We start from the raw sequence: 14,140 nt of genomic DNA, 5'->3' as shown, positions 1-14,140 counted from the left end.
GGGCACCGCGGCCGTCATGGAGGGACCTGGCGATGCGACCAGAACCGTACGACGCCGGCCGGGGGGCCACGCCGGAGATCCGCCGGCCGAAGGCCACCGAGGTCGAGCAGCACGGGATCGACACGATCCCGCCCGAGCACCGGCACTCCCGGCCGCTGGACCTGTTCCGGATCCAGTTCGGCGGCGCGAACACCTTCGCCACCGTCATCCTCGGCACCTTCCCGATCCTGCTCGGGCTCTCGTTGTGGGAGGCGGTCGCCGCCACCGTGCTGGGGGTGCTGGTCGGCGCGCTGATCCTGATGCCGATGGGGCTGTTCGGGCCGATCACCGGGACCAACAACGCGGTCAGCTCGGGTGCGCACTTCGGCGTCCGCGGCCGGGTGCTCGGCTCGTTCCTGTCGCTGCTCACCGCGATCGCGTTCTACTCGATCTCGGTCTGGGTGAGCGGTGACGCGCTGGTCGGAGCACTGGTGCGGCTGGCCGGGGTCGAGGACTCCGACCTGCTGCGCGGCACGATCTACGCCGTTCTCGGCGGGATCGTCATCGTGGTGGTCGTCTACGGCTACGCGTTCATGCTGCTGGTGAACAAGATCGTGGTCTTCGGCAACACGATCCTGATCCTGCTCGGCGGCGTGGCCTACTCCGGATCGCTCGACCTCGGCTACGACCCGGGGCCGGGCGCCTACGCGCTCGGCTCGTTCTGGCCGACGTTCGTGCTGTCCGCGCTGATCGTGATGGGCAACCCGATCTCGTTCGGCGCCTTCCTCGGCGACTGGTCCCGCTACATCCCCACCGGCACCTCGGTGAAGTCGCTGCTCGGCGCCACCCTCGGAGCCCAAGCGATGACGCTGGTGCCGTTCCTGTTCGGCGTCGCCACCGCGACCCTGGTCGCCGGTGAGGCCGACTACATCGTGGCCCTGATCAACCTCTCGCCCCTGTGGTACGCCCTGCTGCTCATGGTGGTCGCCTTCCTCGGCGGGCTCTCGACCGGCATCACCTCGCTCTACGGCACCGGCCTGGACTTCTCCTCGGTGTTCCCGCGGCTCTCGCGGGTGCAGGCCTCGCTGGTGATCGGTTCGCTCGCGTTCGTGTTCATCCTGGTCGGCCGGCTCGCCTTCGACCTGATCGCCAGCGTGAACGCGTTCATCGGTGCGATCGTCATCTGCACCACGCCGTGGATGATCATCATGACGATCGGCTACGTCGTACGCCGCGGCTACTACCGCGAGGTCGACCTGCAGGTGTTCAACCAGGGCCGCACCGGCGGCGCCTACTGGTTCAGCTCCGGGGTCAACTGGCGGGGCATGGCCGCCTGGATCCCGGCCGCCGTGCTGGGCCTGCTGTTCGCCAACTACCCGCCGCTGATCGAGGGGCCGTTCCGCAACGCCGCCGGCGGCATCGACCTCAGCCTGCTGGTCGCGATCGGCGTCGCCGCGGTCGTCTACACGGTGCTGCTGTACGTCGTCCCGGAGCCGCGCTACGTGTTCGGGCCGGACGGTCCGCGATGGGTGCCTGCCGCCGAGGTCGAGGAGCCTGAGATCCTCGACAACGCCGGTGCCTCCGTGCACCGGGTCCGTGCCCGCAGCGCTGCCTCGAGGAGAGCCGATGGCTGACCCCGCCGCCGATCCGTCGTCGCCCGCCTCGCCGGGCCTGCCCCGGGTGCGGGCCGGCGGCCGGGTCGGCCAGGTCGACGCGACGCTCGTACCCCGCTTCGCGGGCCCGGCCACCTTCGCGACCCTGCCCCGCATCGACGAGGTCTCCGACGTCGACGTCGCGGTGGTCGGGGTGCCGTTCGACGCGGGCGTCTCCTACCGGCCGGGAGCGCGGTTCGGTCCGTCGCACGTGCGGGAGTCCTCGCGGCTGCTGCGGCCGCACAACCCGGCCGTCGACGTCGACCCGTTCGCCGGCCAGCAGGTCGTCGACGCCGGCGACCTCGCGGTGAACCCGTTCGACATCGAGGAGGCGATCGCGGCGATCGAGGCCGGCGCCCGGCACCTGCTCGAGCGCTCGGAGCGGCTGGTCACGATCGGCGGCGACCACACCATCGCGCTGCCGCTGCTGCGGGCGATGCACGCCAAGCACGGGCCGGTGGCGGTCGTCCACTTCGACGCGCACCTCGACACCTGGGACACCTACTTCGGCGCCGCCTACACCCACGGCACTCCGTTCCGTCGGGCCTCGGAGGAGGGGCTGCTCGACCGGTCGGGGTGCCTGCACGTCGGCACCCGCGGGCCGTTGTACTCCCGCCAGGACCTCGTCGACGACGCGGACCTCGGCTTCCAGATCGTGCCGAGCGTCGAGATCGACGACCTCGGCGCCCGCGGCGTCGTAGAGCGGATCCAAGCCCGGGTCGGCGAACGACCGGTCTACGTCTCGGTCGACATCGACGTGCTGGACCCGGCCTTCGCGCCCGGCACCGGCACCCCCGAGGCCGGCGGCATGACCAGCCGGGAGCTGCTCGCGGTGCTGCGCGCCTTCGGCGGGCTGAACCTCGTCGGGGCCGACGTCGTCGAGGTCTCACCGGCCTACGACCACGCGCAGGTGACCGGGATCGCCGCCTCGCACGTCACCTACGAGCTGCTGTCGGCTCTCGCCCCGAGGAGCGCCACATGACCCCCGTCGAGAACGTCGAGAAGCAGGTGCTCGCCGCCGCGTCCGACCTCGTCCACGCCTTCGGCCGGCACGACCGCGACGCCTACTTCGGCAGCTTCACCCCCGACGCGACGTTCGTGTTCTACACCGTGCCGGAGCCGCTGAACTCACGTGTCGCCTACGAGCGGCTGTGGGCGTCGTGGGAGCGCGACGCCGGCTTCCAGGTCAGCTCGTGCACCTCCTTGGACGGCAGGGTCCGGGTGCACGGCGAGAGCGCGGTCTTCACCCACCGGGTCCTCACCGTGGTGCAGGCCGACGGCGAGCGGCAGTGGCTCGACGAGCGCGAGACGATCGTCTTCGCCCGGCAGACCGACGGCCGGTGGCTCGCGGTCCACGAGCACCTGTCCCCGTCCCCGGCCGACCCGGGCGAGGCGACGCTGGGATGACCCGGTTCGTGATCGGCCCGGACGTCGCGCTCCGGCTGGCCCAGGAACAGGCCGTGGTCGCGGCGGAGCACCAGCTGCTCGCGCCGACGCTGCTCCGCTCGCAGGTGCTCTCAATGCTCTACCAGTCGGTCCGCCGCGGGGAGCTGGACGAGAAGGAGGCTGGGCGCCGGCTCGACCACGTGCGCGGGCTGAACCTGCGCCTGCTCGGCGACCGGGTGCTGCAGAGGACCGCCTGGAAGGTCGCGGACCGGCTCGGCTGGCCCGACACGCTGACGGCGGAGTACGTCGCCCTGACCCAGCTGCAGGCAGACGCCTTCGTCACGCTCGACACCCGGCTCGCCGAGACGGTGAAGGCCCTGGTCGCCGTCGCCCCGGTGGAGGCGCTGCACTGAGCGGCACCGATCGACCTTGCCGATCGGTCGATCGGTGCCGTCGTCGGATCGACCGACGATTTTTCACGGTCCGTGTGGTCCTGCGGGCAGAGCCCCACCGTATGGAGGGGTGAGAAGTGACCACCGACGGGGGAGACCAGGATGAGGCGGAGCGACCGGGACCGGCGCTTCACGCAGTACGTCGTGGCGCGCTCGCCGCAGCTCACCCGCACGGCGTACCTGCTGTGCGGGGATCCTCACCGTGCCGAGGACCTGGTCCAGATCGCGCTGACCAAGCTCTACCTGGCCTGGGACCGCGTTGACCGGTCGGACACGATCGACGCCTACGTCCGACAGATCCTGGTCCGCGCCTGCATCGACGAGTCGCGCCGGCCGTGGCGCCGCCGTGAGGTGACCGACGGCCAGGACCGCTCCGGGATGCCGGGCAAGGAGACCGAGCCGCAGGTGGAGTCGGCGGTCTTCGCGGCGTTGAGGGCGCTTCCTCCCGGCCAACGGGCCGCCGTGGTCCTGCGCTACTGGAACGACCTGTCGGTCGAGGAGACCGCACGCCTCATCGGTTGCTCGCGCAGCACGGTGAAGACGCAGGCGTCCCGAGGCCTCGAGCGGCTGCGCGCCGCTCTGGCTCCCACCCCTTCGACCTCCGGAGCACACGATGAGTGACCGCGCCATCCTCGACGAGCTGGACCGGGTGCTGGAGTCCCGTCCGCTCGCCCCCACCGACCCCGCCCTGGTCATCCGGCTCGGTGCCCGCGCGCGCCGGCGACGCCGGGCGGGGGCCGTGGCCGGGGTGGCGAGCCTGCTCGCCGTGGGAGGTGTGCTGTCGGCGACGCAGCTCGTCGGACGCTCCGCGGACGAGCCCTCGCCTGCCTTCGGCGATCCCGGCGGTCGGGTGTCGCTCGTGGCGTCCGGCGGCCCGCGGGACGGCTACCCGGACCTGGTGGTGAGCAGCCAGGGCCGGCAGTGGGTGACCATCACCGGCTTCGGCTGGCCGATCGCGGGGATGGCGCCGGTCAGCGGAGCCGACGGCACCGTGTCGTTCCCGGAGATCTCCAAGGTGGACGCCGAGACCATGTGCCTGCCGATGCTGCGCCAGGCTGCGCCGCTCGTGCCGGACAGCGCCTGGCAGCACTCGGAGGGCTGGATCGACGACTTCCCGTCGCGGGCCGGCCTCGTCGCGAGCTACGAGGCCGAGCATCACGGGCGCACCTACTCGGCGGCGTGCACGCTTCCCGGCGACTTCAGCCCTCGCCACAGGCCCGATCTGTCGCAGGTGCCCTCGTCGGACGACGACCACCAGGTGCTGCGGCAGTGCTCCTACCAGGGACACGTGGACTTCCGCGCGTGGCGGGTCGGCGCCGCGGACCGGGTGGGGCGCACCTTGAGCGCGGCGCTGGTGTCACCGGACGGCTTCGTGGCGCGTTGCGCGCTCTCCTCGGACCCGGCCCAGCGCCTCACCCAGGTGTCGGCCACCCCGACCGACGCGGCGTCGGCCGCCGGGCCCTACCTGTACGGCGGTCAGGGGTCGGACCTGCTGACGTTGGCCGGATCCGCCGGCGCAGACGTCACGTCGCTGGAGGTGAGCGTCGGTGGTGCGACGCGGGTCGTGCCGGTGTTCGACGGTGTCTTCGCCGCGGTGGTGCCGGTGCCGGGCGGTGCTCCGGGTGCCGACACGGTGCTCCGCGCGCTCGACGCCGACGGCCACGAGTCCGGAGTCGCTCGGACCAGTTCTGACAACCCACCGGCGGACATGCTCGTGCCGGTCGAGTGCTTCACCTCGGTCGAGACCGGCGACGACGGCTGCTAGTCCTGGCGGACCCGGCCCGGATGCCGGACCCGGCCCGGCGCTCGCAGTGGGGCCGGATCACTCGACGACGACGTCCTTGCCGCGGCGGACCACGCGCCGAACCCGCAGCTTGAGGAACCGGGCGTAGCCGCGCACCAGCTGGGAGTAGCCGGGCGCGGGCCCGTGGTAGCCGAGGAAGCCGCGAGGGCCCTCGACCATCTCGCCCGACTCCACGTCGTAGCGGCTCTGGTGCCAGGGGCAGACCAGGCAGCCGTCGGCGTCGATGCTGCCCTCTGAGAGGTCGGCGAGCTGGTGCCGGCAACGGCGCGAGACGCCGAACAGCTCGCCGTCGCGGTTGCCCACCGCCCAGTCGCCGACGCGGCGCACGGTGCCCGGAGGCAGGTCACGGGCTGGGATGCGGTCGCTGCTGCTCACGGGGTCCTCCTGGTGGTGGGTCGGCCCGGCGACCCGTGCAGGAGTGCGATGCGGGGTGACCGGGCACGATGGCGCTATGACCGATGACATCACGGCGAACGAGCCGCACGAGTGGCCGACCCACTGTCCCGTCTGCGGCACCGCGCTGGAGCAGGCCGTGGTCGACTTCGACCCCGACAACGAGCCCCGTCCCGAGATGCGGCCCGGCGAGATGGTCACCGTCGACTTCTGCCCCAACGCCGAGTGCGCTGCCTACCGCCAGCCGGTCGGGCCGGACGATGCCGTCGCCGAGACCGGCCCCGGCTCGCTGGGCGGCGACAACGGCGGCGCCTGAGCGGTCCACGCCCGCACGCCGGGCGGCTGCTCAGGGGGTGGCTGCCGCCGCGGCGACGGCGGCACGGCGCCGTACCGTCAGGTCCCGCGGCCGGGGCAGCCAGCGCACCTCCGGGGCGGTGACGGCGCTCGAGCCGTAGACCAGCAGGGTCAGGAAGACGCCGTACACCGGCAGGTGGCCGACCAGCTCGGTCTGCCCGAACAGCAGCAGCGTCGCGTTGAACGGCACCGCCGCGACCAGCACCGCCACCTGCGGGGCCGCGCCGGAGAGCACCAGCAGCCCGAACAGCAGCTCCACGGCGCCGGCGACCGCGATGAACGTGGTCGGGGCGAGGTGGATGCCCGCCAGCGCGAACACGTCGAGCGAGGGGTAGGCGTCGAGGGTCTCGGTGGCCAGCACCGGGTTGGTCAGCTTCTCGGAGAACGCCAGCGTCACCAGCGCGACCGCCACCCCGAGGCGCAGCGCCAGCAGCGCCCAGCGCAGCCGTACGGCGTCGTGCTCGACACGTCCGAAGGTGCCGTCGCTCGGCGGCAGCACGGCCAGGAAGCCGGCCACCCCCAGCAGTGCTGCGGACTCGAGCATCGCCACCGGGCCGGCGGCCAGCAGCGCGACCGGACCGAGGACGACCAGCCCCACCGCGGCGGCCCGCAGCCGGACCCCGGTGATGAACCAGACGCCGATCCCGGCCTCGACCAGCCCGACGACCCCGCCGGCGGGCACCTCGCGCAGCGGAAGGGAGTGGGCCAGGAAGTCGCCGGTCGCCGCAAGGGCCAGCAGGCTGACCCCGACGTGGATGGCCAGCAGCCGGGGGACGTACGGCGCCAGCCGGCCCAGCCGAGCGAAGGCGCCGATCTCCGGGGAGGGCAGGCGCAGCGCCACCAGCCGCCAGGCCACCGTCACCGCCACGACGACGGCTGTCAGCAACAGCGGCAGGGGCGAGAAGAAGAAGGACCAGTCACCGCCGGAGACGTCGGTGACGAACCAGCGCTCGTGCGCGCCGGGGAAGATCAGTGCTGCGCCGCTCATCGGCCGACTCCCTTGCAGACCTGCGGGCGGGGACCGTGTCGGTCCAGAGGCCGCCGGGAGTCATCGTGCGCAGCGGGGCCGGCCGGAGGGAACCGTCCAGGGCCGGAAGGGGTCCTTCGCAGCGCAAAAGGGGTCCGACGCCGCCCGGCTCACGGGACCAAGGTCCTCCGCCCGGGCGGCCGGGAGATCAGGTGGCGAGTGCGGCGACCACGGTGAGGACCAGCAGGATGAGCAGCATCAGTCCGAGTCCGGAGTCGGCCTCGGCGGCAGTCTCCTGCACCGTCGTGTCGGTGGTGGTGGCTTTCATGGTGTTCTCCTGAACGGCTGGGCGTTGTCCGGGCCGGTCACCGATCGCGGTGCCGCGGCGCATCGGTCTGATACCCACAAAGACGCATGTGTAGGCATGTCGGTTGCACCACAGGGGATACCGGTCGACACCGGTCCGATTCGCCCCCAGCCGACCCGGGCGGCGGGCCCGGTCAGGGACGGCCGCGGCCCCAGGCGATCGACAGGTCGATGGCCTGCCGCCACGCGGCGTGGGAGCGGTCCCGCTCGTCGTCCGCGATCTCCGAGCGCCACTCCGAGGCCCGGTGCCAGTTGGCCTTCAGCACCCGGCGGTCCGGCCAGTAGCCGACCGCGAGCCCGGCGGCGTACGCCGCTCCGAGCGCCACGCTCTCGGCCATCATCGGCCGGATCACCGGCACGTCGAGGACGTCGGCCAGGGTTTGCATCAGCAGGTTGTTCGCGGTCATCCCGCCGTCGACGGCCAGCGAGGTCATCGGGACCTGGGCGTCGACCACCATCGCGTCCACGACGTCCTTGGCCTGCCACGCCGACGCCTCGAGGACCGCCCGGGCGATGTGGCCCTTGGTGATGTAGCCGGTCAGCCCGGCGATGATCCCCTGCGCCCGGCTCTCCCAGTAGGGGGCGTAGAGGCCTGCGAAGGCCGGCACCACGTAGCAGCCGCCGTTGTCATCGACGGTGCGCGCCAGTGTCTCGATCTCGGCGGCCGAGCGCACCAGCCCCAGGCTGGTGCGGCACCACTCGACGAGCGCGCCGGCCACCGCGATCGATCCTTCGAGGGCGTAGACGGTCGGCTCGCCCTCGGTCGCGTGGGCGACGGTGGTGATCAGGCCGGAGCGGGAGCGAACGATGTCCGGGCCGGTGTTCATCAGCAGGAAGCTGCCGGTGCCGAAGGTGCACTTCGCGTCGCCGGGCTCGAAGGCGGTCTGCCCGAACAGCGACGCCTGCTGGTCGCCGAGCATCGCGCTGATCGGGATCCCCTCGATCGGCTCGCGGGTGTGACCGATCACGCCGGCCGAGCTGCGGATCTCTGGCAGCATCGCCGCCGGCACCTGCATGCACTCCAGCAGCTCGGGATCCCACTGGAGCGTCTCGAGGTCCATCAGCAGCGTGCGGCTGGCGTTGGTCGCGTCGGTCACGTGCAGGCCGCCGGTGAGCTTCCAGACCAGCCAGGTGTCCATCGTCCCGAACAGCAGCTCACCTCGCTCGGCGCGCTCCCGGAGCCGCGGGTCGCTGTCGAGGATCCAGCGCAGCTTGGGCCCCGAGGAGTACGGCGACAGCGGCAGGCCGGTGCGCCGGGTCAGCTCCGCCACCTCGAAGTCACTGGTGAGGGCGGGCAGGTCGGTCGCCGTACGCGTGTCCTGCCAGACGATCGCCGGCCCCACCGGCCGGCCGGTGACGCGGTCCCACACCACCGTGGTCTCGCGCTGGTTGGTGACCCCGAGCGCGACGACCTCGGCAGGCGTCACCCCCGCGTCCTCGAGCGCCAGCGGCACCAGGTCGCAGACCAGCCGCCAGATCTCCTCCGCGTCGTGCTCGACCCAGCCGGGACGGGGGTAGTGCTGGCGGTGCTGCCGCTGCGCGACCGACACCATCCGGCCCTGCCGGTCGAAGAGCAGGCAGCGGGTCGAGGTGGTGCCCTGGTCGATCGCGGCGACGTACGACGGGCTCACCCGTGCCGCCCGTGACCGAGCTCGCGGGAGATCCACCGGCCGGCGTCCATCACGTGCTTGACCAGCGTCGCGCGGGGTCGCAGGTGCCCGTCGCAGAGGGCGTCGGCGCGGCCCTCGATGCCGACCGCGCCGATCACGAAGCCGGAGCGGTCCCGCACCGGGGCGGCCAGCCCGGCGTGACCCGGCCGCCACTCCTCCACCGAGGCGGCCCAGCCCAGGTCGCGGACGTCGGCGAGCTCGCGGTGCAGCCGGCCGGGGTCCGTGACGGTCCGGTAGGTGTGGCTCTCCAGCTGCCGCCCGGCCAGCGTGCGCGACGCCCGCGGGTCGTGGGCGAGCAGCACCTTGCCCAGCGCGGTGGCGTGCAGCGGTCGTGACGATCCGGTCTGCAGGCTCTGCTGGCTGGTGTCGGGCCGGAACACGTGGTGGGCGATCATCACCTCGCCGTCCTCCAGCCGCGCGACCAGCGCGGACTCCCCGGTGTGGCCGGCCAACGCGTCGGTCCAGTTCAGGGCCCGTGCCCGGAGCTCGTTGCGGTCCAGCGGCGTGGCGCCGAGGTGCAGCAGCTCGGCGCCGACGGCGTACAGCCCCGTCACGGGGTCCTGGTCGACGAAGCCCACCTCGCGCAGCGTCTGGACCAGTCCGTGCACCGTCGCCTTGGCCAGACCGAGCGCCGCGGAGAGGTGCGCGAGGCTGACCGGACCGTGCTCGTCGGCGAGCACCTGCAGGATCGCGGCCGCCCGCTCCACCGACTGGACGCGCGCTGACATGCGAGGGACGTTACTCGCTGTTCGGCCATGTCGAACGTTCGGCGTTCAGCATGGCCGAACGACGCGGCGTTCGGCCATGCTGAACGCTCGCTGTTGTGGCGTCCGTCACGTGCACCTAGCGTCGCTCCTCACACAGACCATCCCTGACGATCCAAGGAGCGTCCCCATGGACTCACTCGGCAGAAGGACACTGGTGGGCGAGCTCGTCGCCGAGTTCACCGGCACCATGATCCTCATCCTCTTCGGCGTCGGCGTCGTCGCCCAGGTCGTCACCAGCGAGGGCGGGCTCGGCGACCACGACTCGATCGCCTGGGCCTGGGGGCTGGGCGTCACGTTCGGCGTGTACGCCGCCGCGCGGATCAGCGGCGCCCACCTGAACCCGGCCGTGTCGGTGGCGCTGGCCACCTTCGGCGACTTCGAGTGGCGCAAGGTCCTCCCGTACTCCCTCGCGCAGACCGCCGGGGCCTTCGTGGCCGCGCTGCTGGTCCGCTGGATCTACGCCGACGCGATCGGCACCGTCGACGCCGGGCACACGATCGCCACCCAGGGCATCTTCTCCACGCTGCCCGGCAACGGCGCGATGGACATCAGCACCAGCACGGCCTTCTTCGACCAGGTCCTCGGCACCGCGATCCTGCTGTTCCTGATCCTGGCCGTGACCGACGCCCGCAACAACGCCCCGGTCGCCTGGATCGCGCCGTTCATCGTCGGTCTGATCGTCGTCGCCATCGGCATGGCCTGGGGCACCAACGCCGGCTACGCCATCAACCCGGCGCGTGACTTCGGTCCCCGGCTGGCCAGCTTCCTGACCGGCTACGACACCGCCTTCGAGGACCAACGCGGCGCGCTGTACTTCTGGGTGCCGATCGTGGCCCCGCTCATCGGAGGCGTCCTCGGCGCCGGCTTCTACAAGGTCGCCATCGGCCGCTTCCTGCCCGCCGAGGACGAGCCGGCCGAGGAGGGCCGGATCCCCGAGCAGGCGCCCCGCGAGGAGCGTGTCGCGGAGAACGTCGCGGCCCGCGCCGAGCACCGCGAGCCCGGTGCCTGAGCCGGCCGCCGCCTCCGCAGCTCCCGTCCCCGTCAACCGTCCACACCGTCCAGACCGCCCTCACCACAAGGAGACACTTCATGGCTGAATACGTCGGCGCCATCGACCAGGGCACCACGAGCACCCGTTTCATGATCTTCGACCACGGCGGCAACGAGGTCGCCCGGCACCAGCTCGAGCACGAGCAGATCATGCCGAAGGCCGGCTGGGTGGAGCACAACCCGGTGGAGATCTGGGAGCGCACCAGCTCGGTGCTGCAGACCGCGCTCGGACGCAAGGGGCTGACCGGCGCGGACCTCGCGGCCCTCGGCATCACCAACCAGCGCGAGACCACGGTGGTGTGGAACCGGAAGACCGGCCGCCCCTACTACAACGCGATCGTCTGGCAGGACACCCGCACCGACTCGATCGCCAAGGCCCTCGACGCCGACGGCCGCGGCGACGTCATCCGGCGCAAGGCCGGCCTGCCCCCGGCGACGTACTTCTCGGGCGGGAAGATCAAGTGGATCATGGACAACGTCGAGGGGGTGCGGGAGGCGGCCGAGGCCGGCGACGCGATCTTCGGCAACACCGACGCGTGGCTGCTGTGGAACCTCACCGGCGGCCCCCGGGGCGGCGTGCACATCACCGACGTGACGAACGCCAGCCGCACCATGCTGATGAACCTCGAGACCCTGGACTGGGACGACGAGCTGCTCGGCTTCTTCGACATCCCCCGGCAGATGCTCCCGGAGATCCGGCCGTCCTCGGACCCGAACCTCTACGGCCACACGCTGGAGGACGGCCCGCTCGGCACCGCCGTGCCGCTCTCCGCGGCCCTCGGCGACCAGCAGGCCGCCATGGTCGGCCAGGTCTGCCTGGCCCCCGGCGAGGCCAAGAACACCTACGGCACCGGAAACTTCCTGCTGCTGAACACCGGCACCGAGCTGGTCCGCTCCGAGAACGGCCTGCTCAGCACGGTCTGCTACCAGTTCGGCGACGAGAAGCCGGTCTACGCGCTGGAGGGGTCGATCGCCGTCACCGGTTCGGCGGTCCAGTGGCTGCGCGACCAGATGGGGCTGATCAGCGGGGCCTCGCAGAGCGAGAGCCTGGCCCGGGAGGTGCCCGACAACGGCGGCGTCTACTTCGTGCCGGCGTTCTCCGGGCTGTTCGCCCCCTACTGGCGCTCTGACGCCCGAGGTGCCATTGTCGGACTGTCGCGGTTCAACACCAACGCGCACATCGCCCGGGCGACCCTCGAGGCGATCTGCTACCAGAGCCGCGACGTGGCCGACGCGATGGAGAAGGACTCCGGGGTCAAGCTCGAGGTCCTGAAGGTCGACGGCGGCGTGACCGCCAACGACCTGTGCATGCAGATCCAGGCGGACGTGCTCGGCGTGCCGGTCAGCCGGCCGGTCGTCGCGGAGACCACCGCGCTCGGGTCGGCGTACGCCGCGGGCCTGGCGGTCGGTTTCTGGACCGACCGCGAGGAGCTGCGCAAGAACTGGAACGAGAGCAAGCGCTGGGAGCCCCAGTGGTCCGAGGACGAGCGCGAGGCGGGCTACAAGGGCTGGCAGAAGGCCGTGACCAGGACCCTGGACTGGGTGGACGTGGAATGAGGAGCACGATGAGCGGTACGGCGGTGCACCTGAACCCGGAGAACAGGCAGGCGGCGCTGCGCGACATGGCGCAGGAACAGCTGGACGTGCTCGTCATCGGCGGTGGCGTCGTGGGCTCGGGGGCCGCCCTCGACGCCGCCACCCGCGGGCTGCGCGTCGGGCTGGTCGAGGCCCGTGACTACGCCGCGGGCACCTCGAGCCGGTCGAGCAAGCTGGTCCACGGTGGCCTGCGCTACCTCGAGCAGCTCGACTTCGGCCTGGTGCGGGAGGCGCTGCGCGAGCGGTCGCTGATCCTCAACCGGCTCGCCCCGCACCTGGCCCGGCCGGTGCCGTTCCTCTACCCCCTGCAGCACCGGGTGTGGGAGCGGTTCTACGTCGGCAGCGGGGTGCTGCTCTACGACACCCTCGGCGGCCGGCACGGCGTGCCCAGCCACCGGCACCTGACCAGGCGGCAGGCGCTGCGGGAGTTCCCCTCGCTGCGCAAGGACGCCCTGGTCGGCGCGATCCAGTACTACGACGGCCAGGTGGACGACGCCCGGCACACCATGATGCTGGCGCGCACGGCGGCGGAGTACGGCGCCCTCTGCGCCACCAGCACCCGGGTGACCGGCTTCCTCCGCGAGGGGGACCGGGTCAGCGGAGCGCGGGTCAAGGACCTGGAGACCGGCGAGGAGCTGGAGATCCGGGCCCGGCAGACCATCAACGCCGCCGGGGTCTGGACCGACGAGATCCAGGAGATGGTCGGCGGCCGCGGGCAGATCAACGTGCGGGCCTCCAAGGGCGTGCACATCGTGGTGCCGCGGGACCGGATCCGGTCCCAGACCGGGATCATCAGCCGCACCGAGAAGAGCGTGCTCTTCATCATCCCGTGGCACGAGAACTGGATCATCGGCACCACCGACACCGACTGGGAGCTCGACCTCGCGCACCCGGCGGCGAGCCGGTCCGACGTGGACTACCTGCTGGACCACGCCAACGCGCTGCTGCAGACGCCGCTGACCCACGAGGACGTCGTCGGCGTCTACGCCGGTCTGCGGCCGCTGCTGTCGGGGGAGTCGGAGGACACCAGCCAGCTCTCCCGCGAGCACGCGGTGGTCTCGCCGGTGGCCGGTCTGGTGATGGTGGCCGGCGGCAAGTACACCACCTACCGGGTGATGGCCAAGGACGCCGTGGACGCGGTGGCGCACGGGTTCTCGCGCACGGTGCCACCCTGCTGCACCGACAACATCCCGTTGGTGGGCGCCGAGGGCTACACGGCGGACTGGAACCGCCGCGAGCAGCTGGCGACCGAGTCCGGGCTGCACCTGGCCCGGATCGAGCACCTGCTGAACCGCTACGGGTCGCTGACCGGCGAGCTGCTGGCGCTGGTCAAGGAGCGACCGGAGCTCGCGGAGCCGTTGCCGGACGCGCCGACCTACCTGCGGGTGGAGGCCTACTACGCGGCGCTCGCCGAAGGGGCCCTGCACCTCGACGACATCCTCACCCGGCGGACCCGGATCTCGATCGAGTCCGTCGACCGGGGCCTCGCGGCCGCCGAGGAGATCGCCGAGCTCGTGGCGCCGGTGCTGGGCTGGAGCGACGACCAGGCCAAGAACGAGGTGGAGCACTACCGCGCCCGGGTCGCCGCCGAGATCGACTCCCAGGAGCAGCCCGACGACCAGACCGCCGACGCGGCCCGGCTCGGCGCGTCCGACGTGCGGTTCGTGCAGGACTGACCCCGCGCGGCCACCGGCTCGATCCCGA

The 14,140-nt window shown here is 72.1% G+C and carries 14 protein-coding genes; 10 read left to right on the top strand and 4 right to left on the bottom strand.

Translation table 11 applies throughout. The features are described from left to right. The first annotated feature begins 32 nt into the window (after positions 1-32). From H9L09_RS06855 to H9L09_RS06830, 6 genes are all read left to right on the top strand, one after another. Entirely contained in the window at positions 33-1,613 is a 1,581-nt protein-coding gene (locus tag H9L09_RS06855; protein ID WP_187579931.1) for a purine-cytosine permease family protein, read from the top strand. Beyond that, positions 1,606-2,613 (top strand): agmatinase, encoded by a 1,008-nt coding sequence (gene speB / locus H9L09_RS06850; protein ID WP_187579930.1) that lies wholly within the window; start codon positions 1,606-1,608, stop codon positions 2,611-2,613. The genes H9L09_RS06855 and speB overlap by 8 nt, the downstream gene beginning before the upstream one ends. Beyond that, on the top strand, positions 2,610-3,038 hold the full coding sequence (locus tag H9L09_RS06845; RefSeq protein WP_187579929.1) for a YybH family protein: 429 nt from the start codon (positions 2,610-2,612) through the stop codon (positions 3,036-3,038). The genes speB and H9L09_RS06845 overlap by 4 nt, the downstream gene beginning before the upstream one ends. Beyond that, positions 3,035-3,430: a type II toxin-antitoxin system VapC family toxin gene (locus tag H9L09_RS06840; RefSeq protein WP_187579928.1), complete on the top strand. Its 396-nt coding sequence runs from the start codon at positions 3,035-3,037 to the stop codon at positions 3,428-3,430. Before H9L09_RS06845 ends, H9L09_RS06840 begins: the two co-directional genes overlap by 4 nt. A 141-nt stretch (positions 3,431-3,571) precedes the next feature. Then, a complete protein-coding gene (locus H9L09_RS06835; RefSeq protein ID WP_187579927.1) occupies positions 3,572-4,090 on the top strand; it encodes a SigE family RNA polymerase sigma factor in 519 nt (172 codons plus the stop codon). Continuing rightward, positions 4,083-5,234 (top strand): hypothetical protein, encoded by a 1,152-nt coding sequence (locus H9L09_RS06830; RefSeq protein ID WP_187579926.1) that lies wholly within the window; start codon positions 4,083-4,085, stop codon positions 5,232-5,234. The genes H9L09_RS06835 and H9L09_RS06830 overlap by 8 nt, the downstream gene beginning before the upstream one ends. A 57-nt stretch (positions 5,235-5,291) precedes the next feature. Here the strand turns inward: H9L09_RS06830 and H9L09_RS06825 are convergent, their stop codons facing one another. Beyond that, positions 5,292-5,648, bottom strand: a complete 357-nt coding sequence (locus H9L09_RS06825) for a Rieske (2Fe-2S) protein (protein WP_187579925.1) — start codon at positions 5,646-5,648, stop codon at positions 5,292-5,294. 76 nt (positions 5,649-5,724) lie between these two features. Here H9L09_RS06825 and H9L09_RS06820 point away from each other — a divergent pair, with 76 nt between their 5' ends. Further along, positions 5,725-5,982, top strand: coding sequence for a hypothetical protein (locus H9L09_RS06820; RefSeq protein WP_187579924.1), 258 nt, complete (start codon positions 5,725-5,727; stop codon positions 5,980-5,982). 30 nt (positions 5,983-6,012) lie between these two features. On the opposite strand, the gene H9L09_RS06815 is transcribed toward H9L09_RS06820, so the two are convergent. The 3 genes from H9L09_RS06815 to H9L09_RS06805 all read right to left on the bottom strand — a co-directional run bounded on the left by H9L09_RS06815 (position 6,013) and on the right by H9L09_RS06805 (position 9,751). Further along, positions 6,013-7,008, bottom strand: coding sequence for a hypothetical protein (locus tag H9L09_RS06815; RefSeq protein WP_187579923.1), 996 nt, complete (start codon positions 7,006-7,008; stop codon positions 6,013-6,015). Positions 7,009-7,487: 479 nt separating this feature from the next. After that, positions 7,488-8,984 carry a glycerol kinase GlpK gene (gene glpK, locus H9L09_RS06810; protein WP_187579922.1) on the bottom strand — a complete coding sequence of 499 codons (1,497 nt, stop codon included), beginning with the start codon at positions 8,982-8,984 and terminating at the stop codon, positions 7,488-7,490. After that, complete coding sequence (locus tag H9L09_RS06805; RefSeq protein ID WP_187579921.1) at positions 8,981-9,751, bottom strand: IclR family transcriptional regulator; 771 nt, start codon at positions 9,749-9,751, stop codon at positions 8,981-8,983. The genes glpK (H9L09_RS06810) and H9L09_RS06805 overlap by 4 nt, the downstream gene beginning before the upstream one ends. A gap of 166 nt (positions 9,752-9,917) precedes the next feature. On the opposite strand from H9L09_RS06805, the gene H9L09_RS06800 reads away from it, so the two are divergent. From H9L09_RS06800 to H9L09_RS06790, 3 genes are all read left to right on the top strand, one after another. Then, entirely contained in the window at positions 9,918-10,799 is an 882-nt protein-coding gene (locus H9L09_RS06800; RefSeq protein ID WP_187579920.1) for an MIP/aquaporin family protein, read from the top strand. Positions 10,800-10,879: 80 nt separating this feature from the next. Continuing rightward, positions 10,880-12,397, top strand: coding sequence for a glycerol kinase GlpK (gene glpK / locus H9L09_RS06795; protein ID WP_187579919.1), 1,518 nt, complete (start codon positions 10,880-10,882; stop codon positions 12,395-12,397). Positions 12,398-12,405: 8 nt separating this feature from the next. Next, positions 12,406-14,112 carry a glycerol-3-phosphate dehydrogenase/oxidase gene (locus tag H9L09_RS06790; protein ID WP_187579918.1) on the top strand — a complete coding sequence of 569 codons (1,707 nt, stop codon included), beginning with the start codon at positions 12,406-12,408 and terminating at the stop codon, positions 14,110-14,112. Positions 14,113-14,140: the final 28 nt, after the last annotated feature.

It is taken from the genome of Nocardioides mesophilus (assembly GCF_014395785.1).
Classification (GTDB): Bacteria; Actinomycetota; Actinomycetes; order Propionibacteriales; family Nocardioidaceae; genus Nocardioides_B; species Nocardioides_B mesophilus.
Note: the sequence above shows the minus strand (reverse complement) of the source record. Positions and strands in the feature narration are given on the sequence as shown.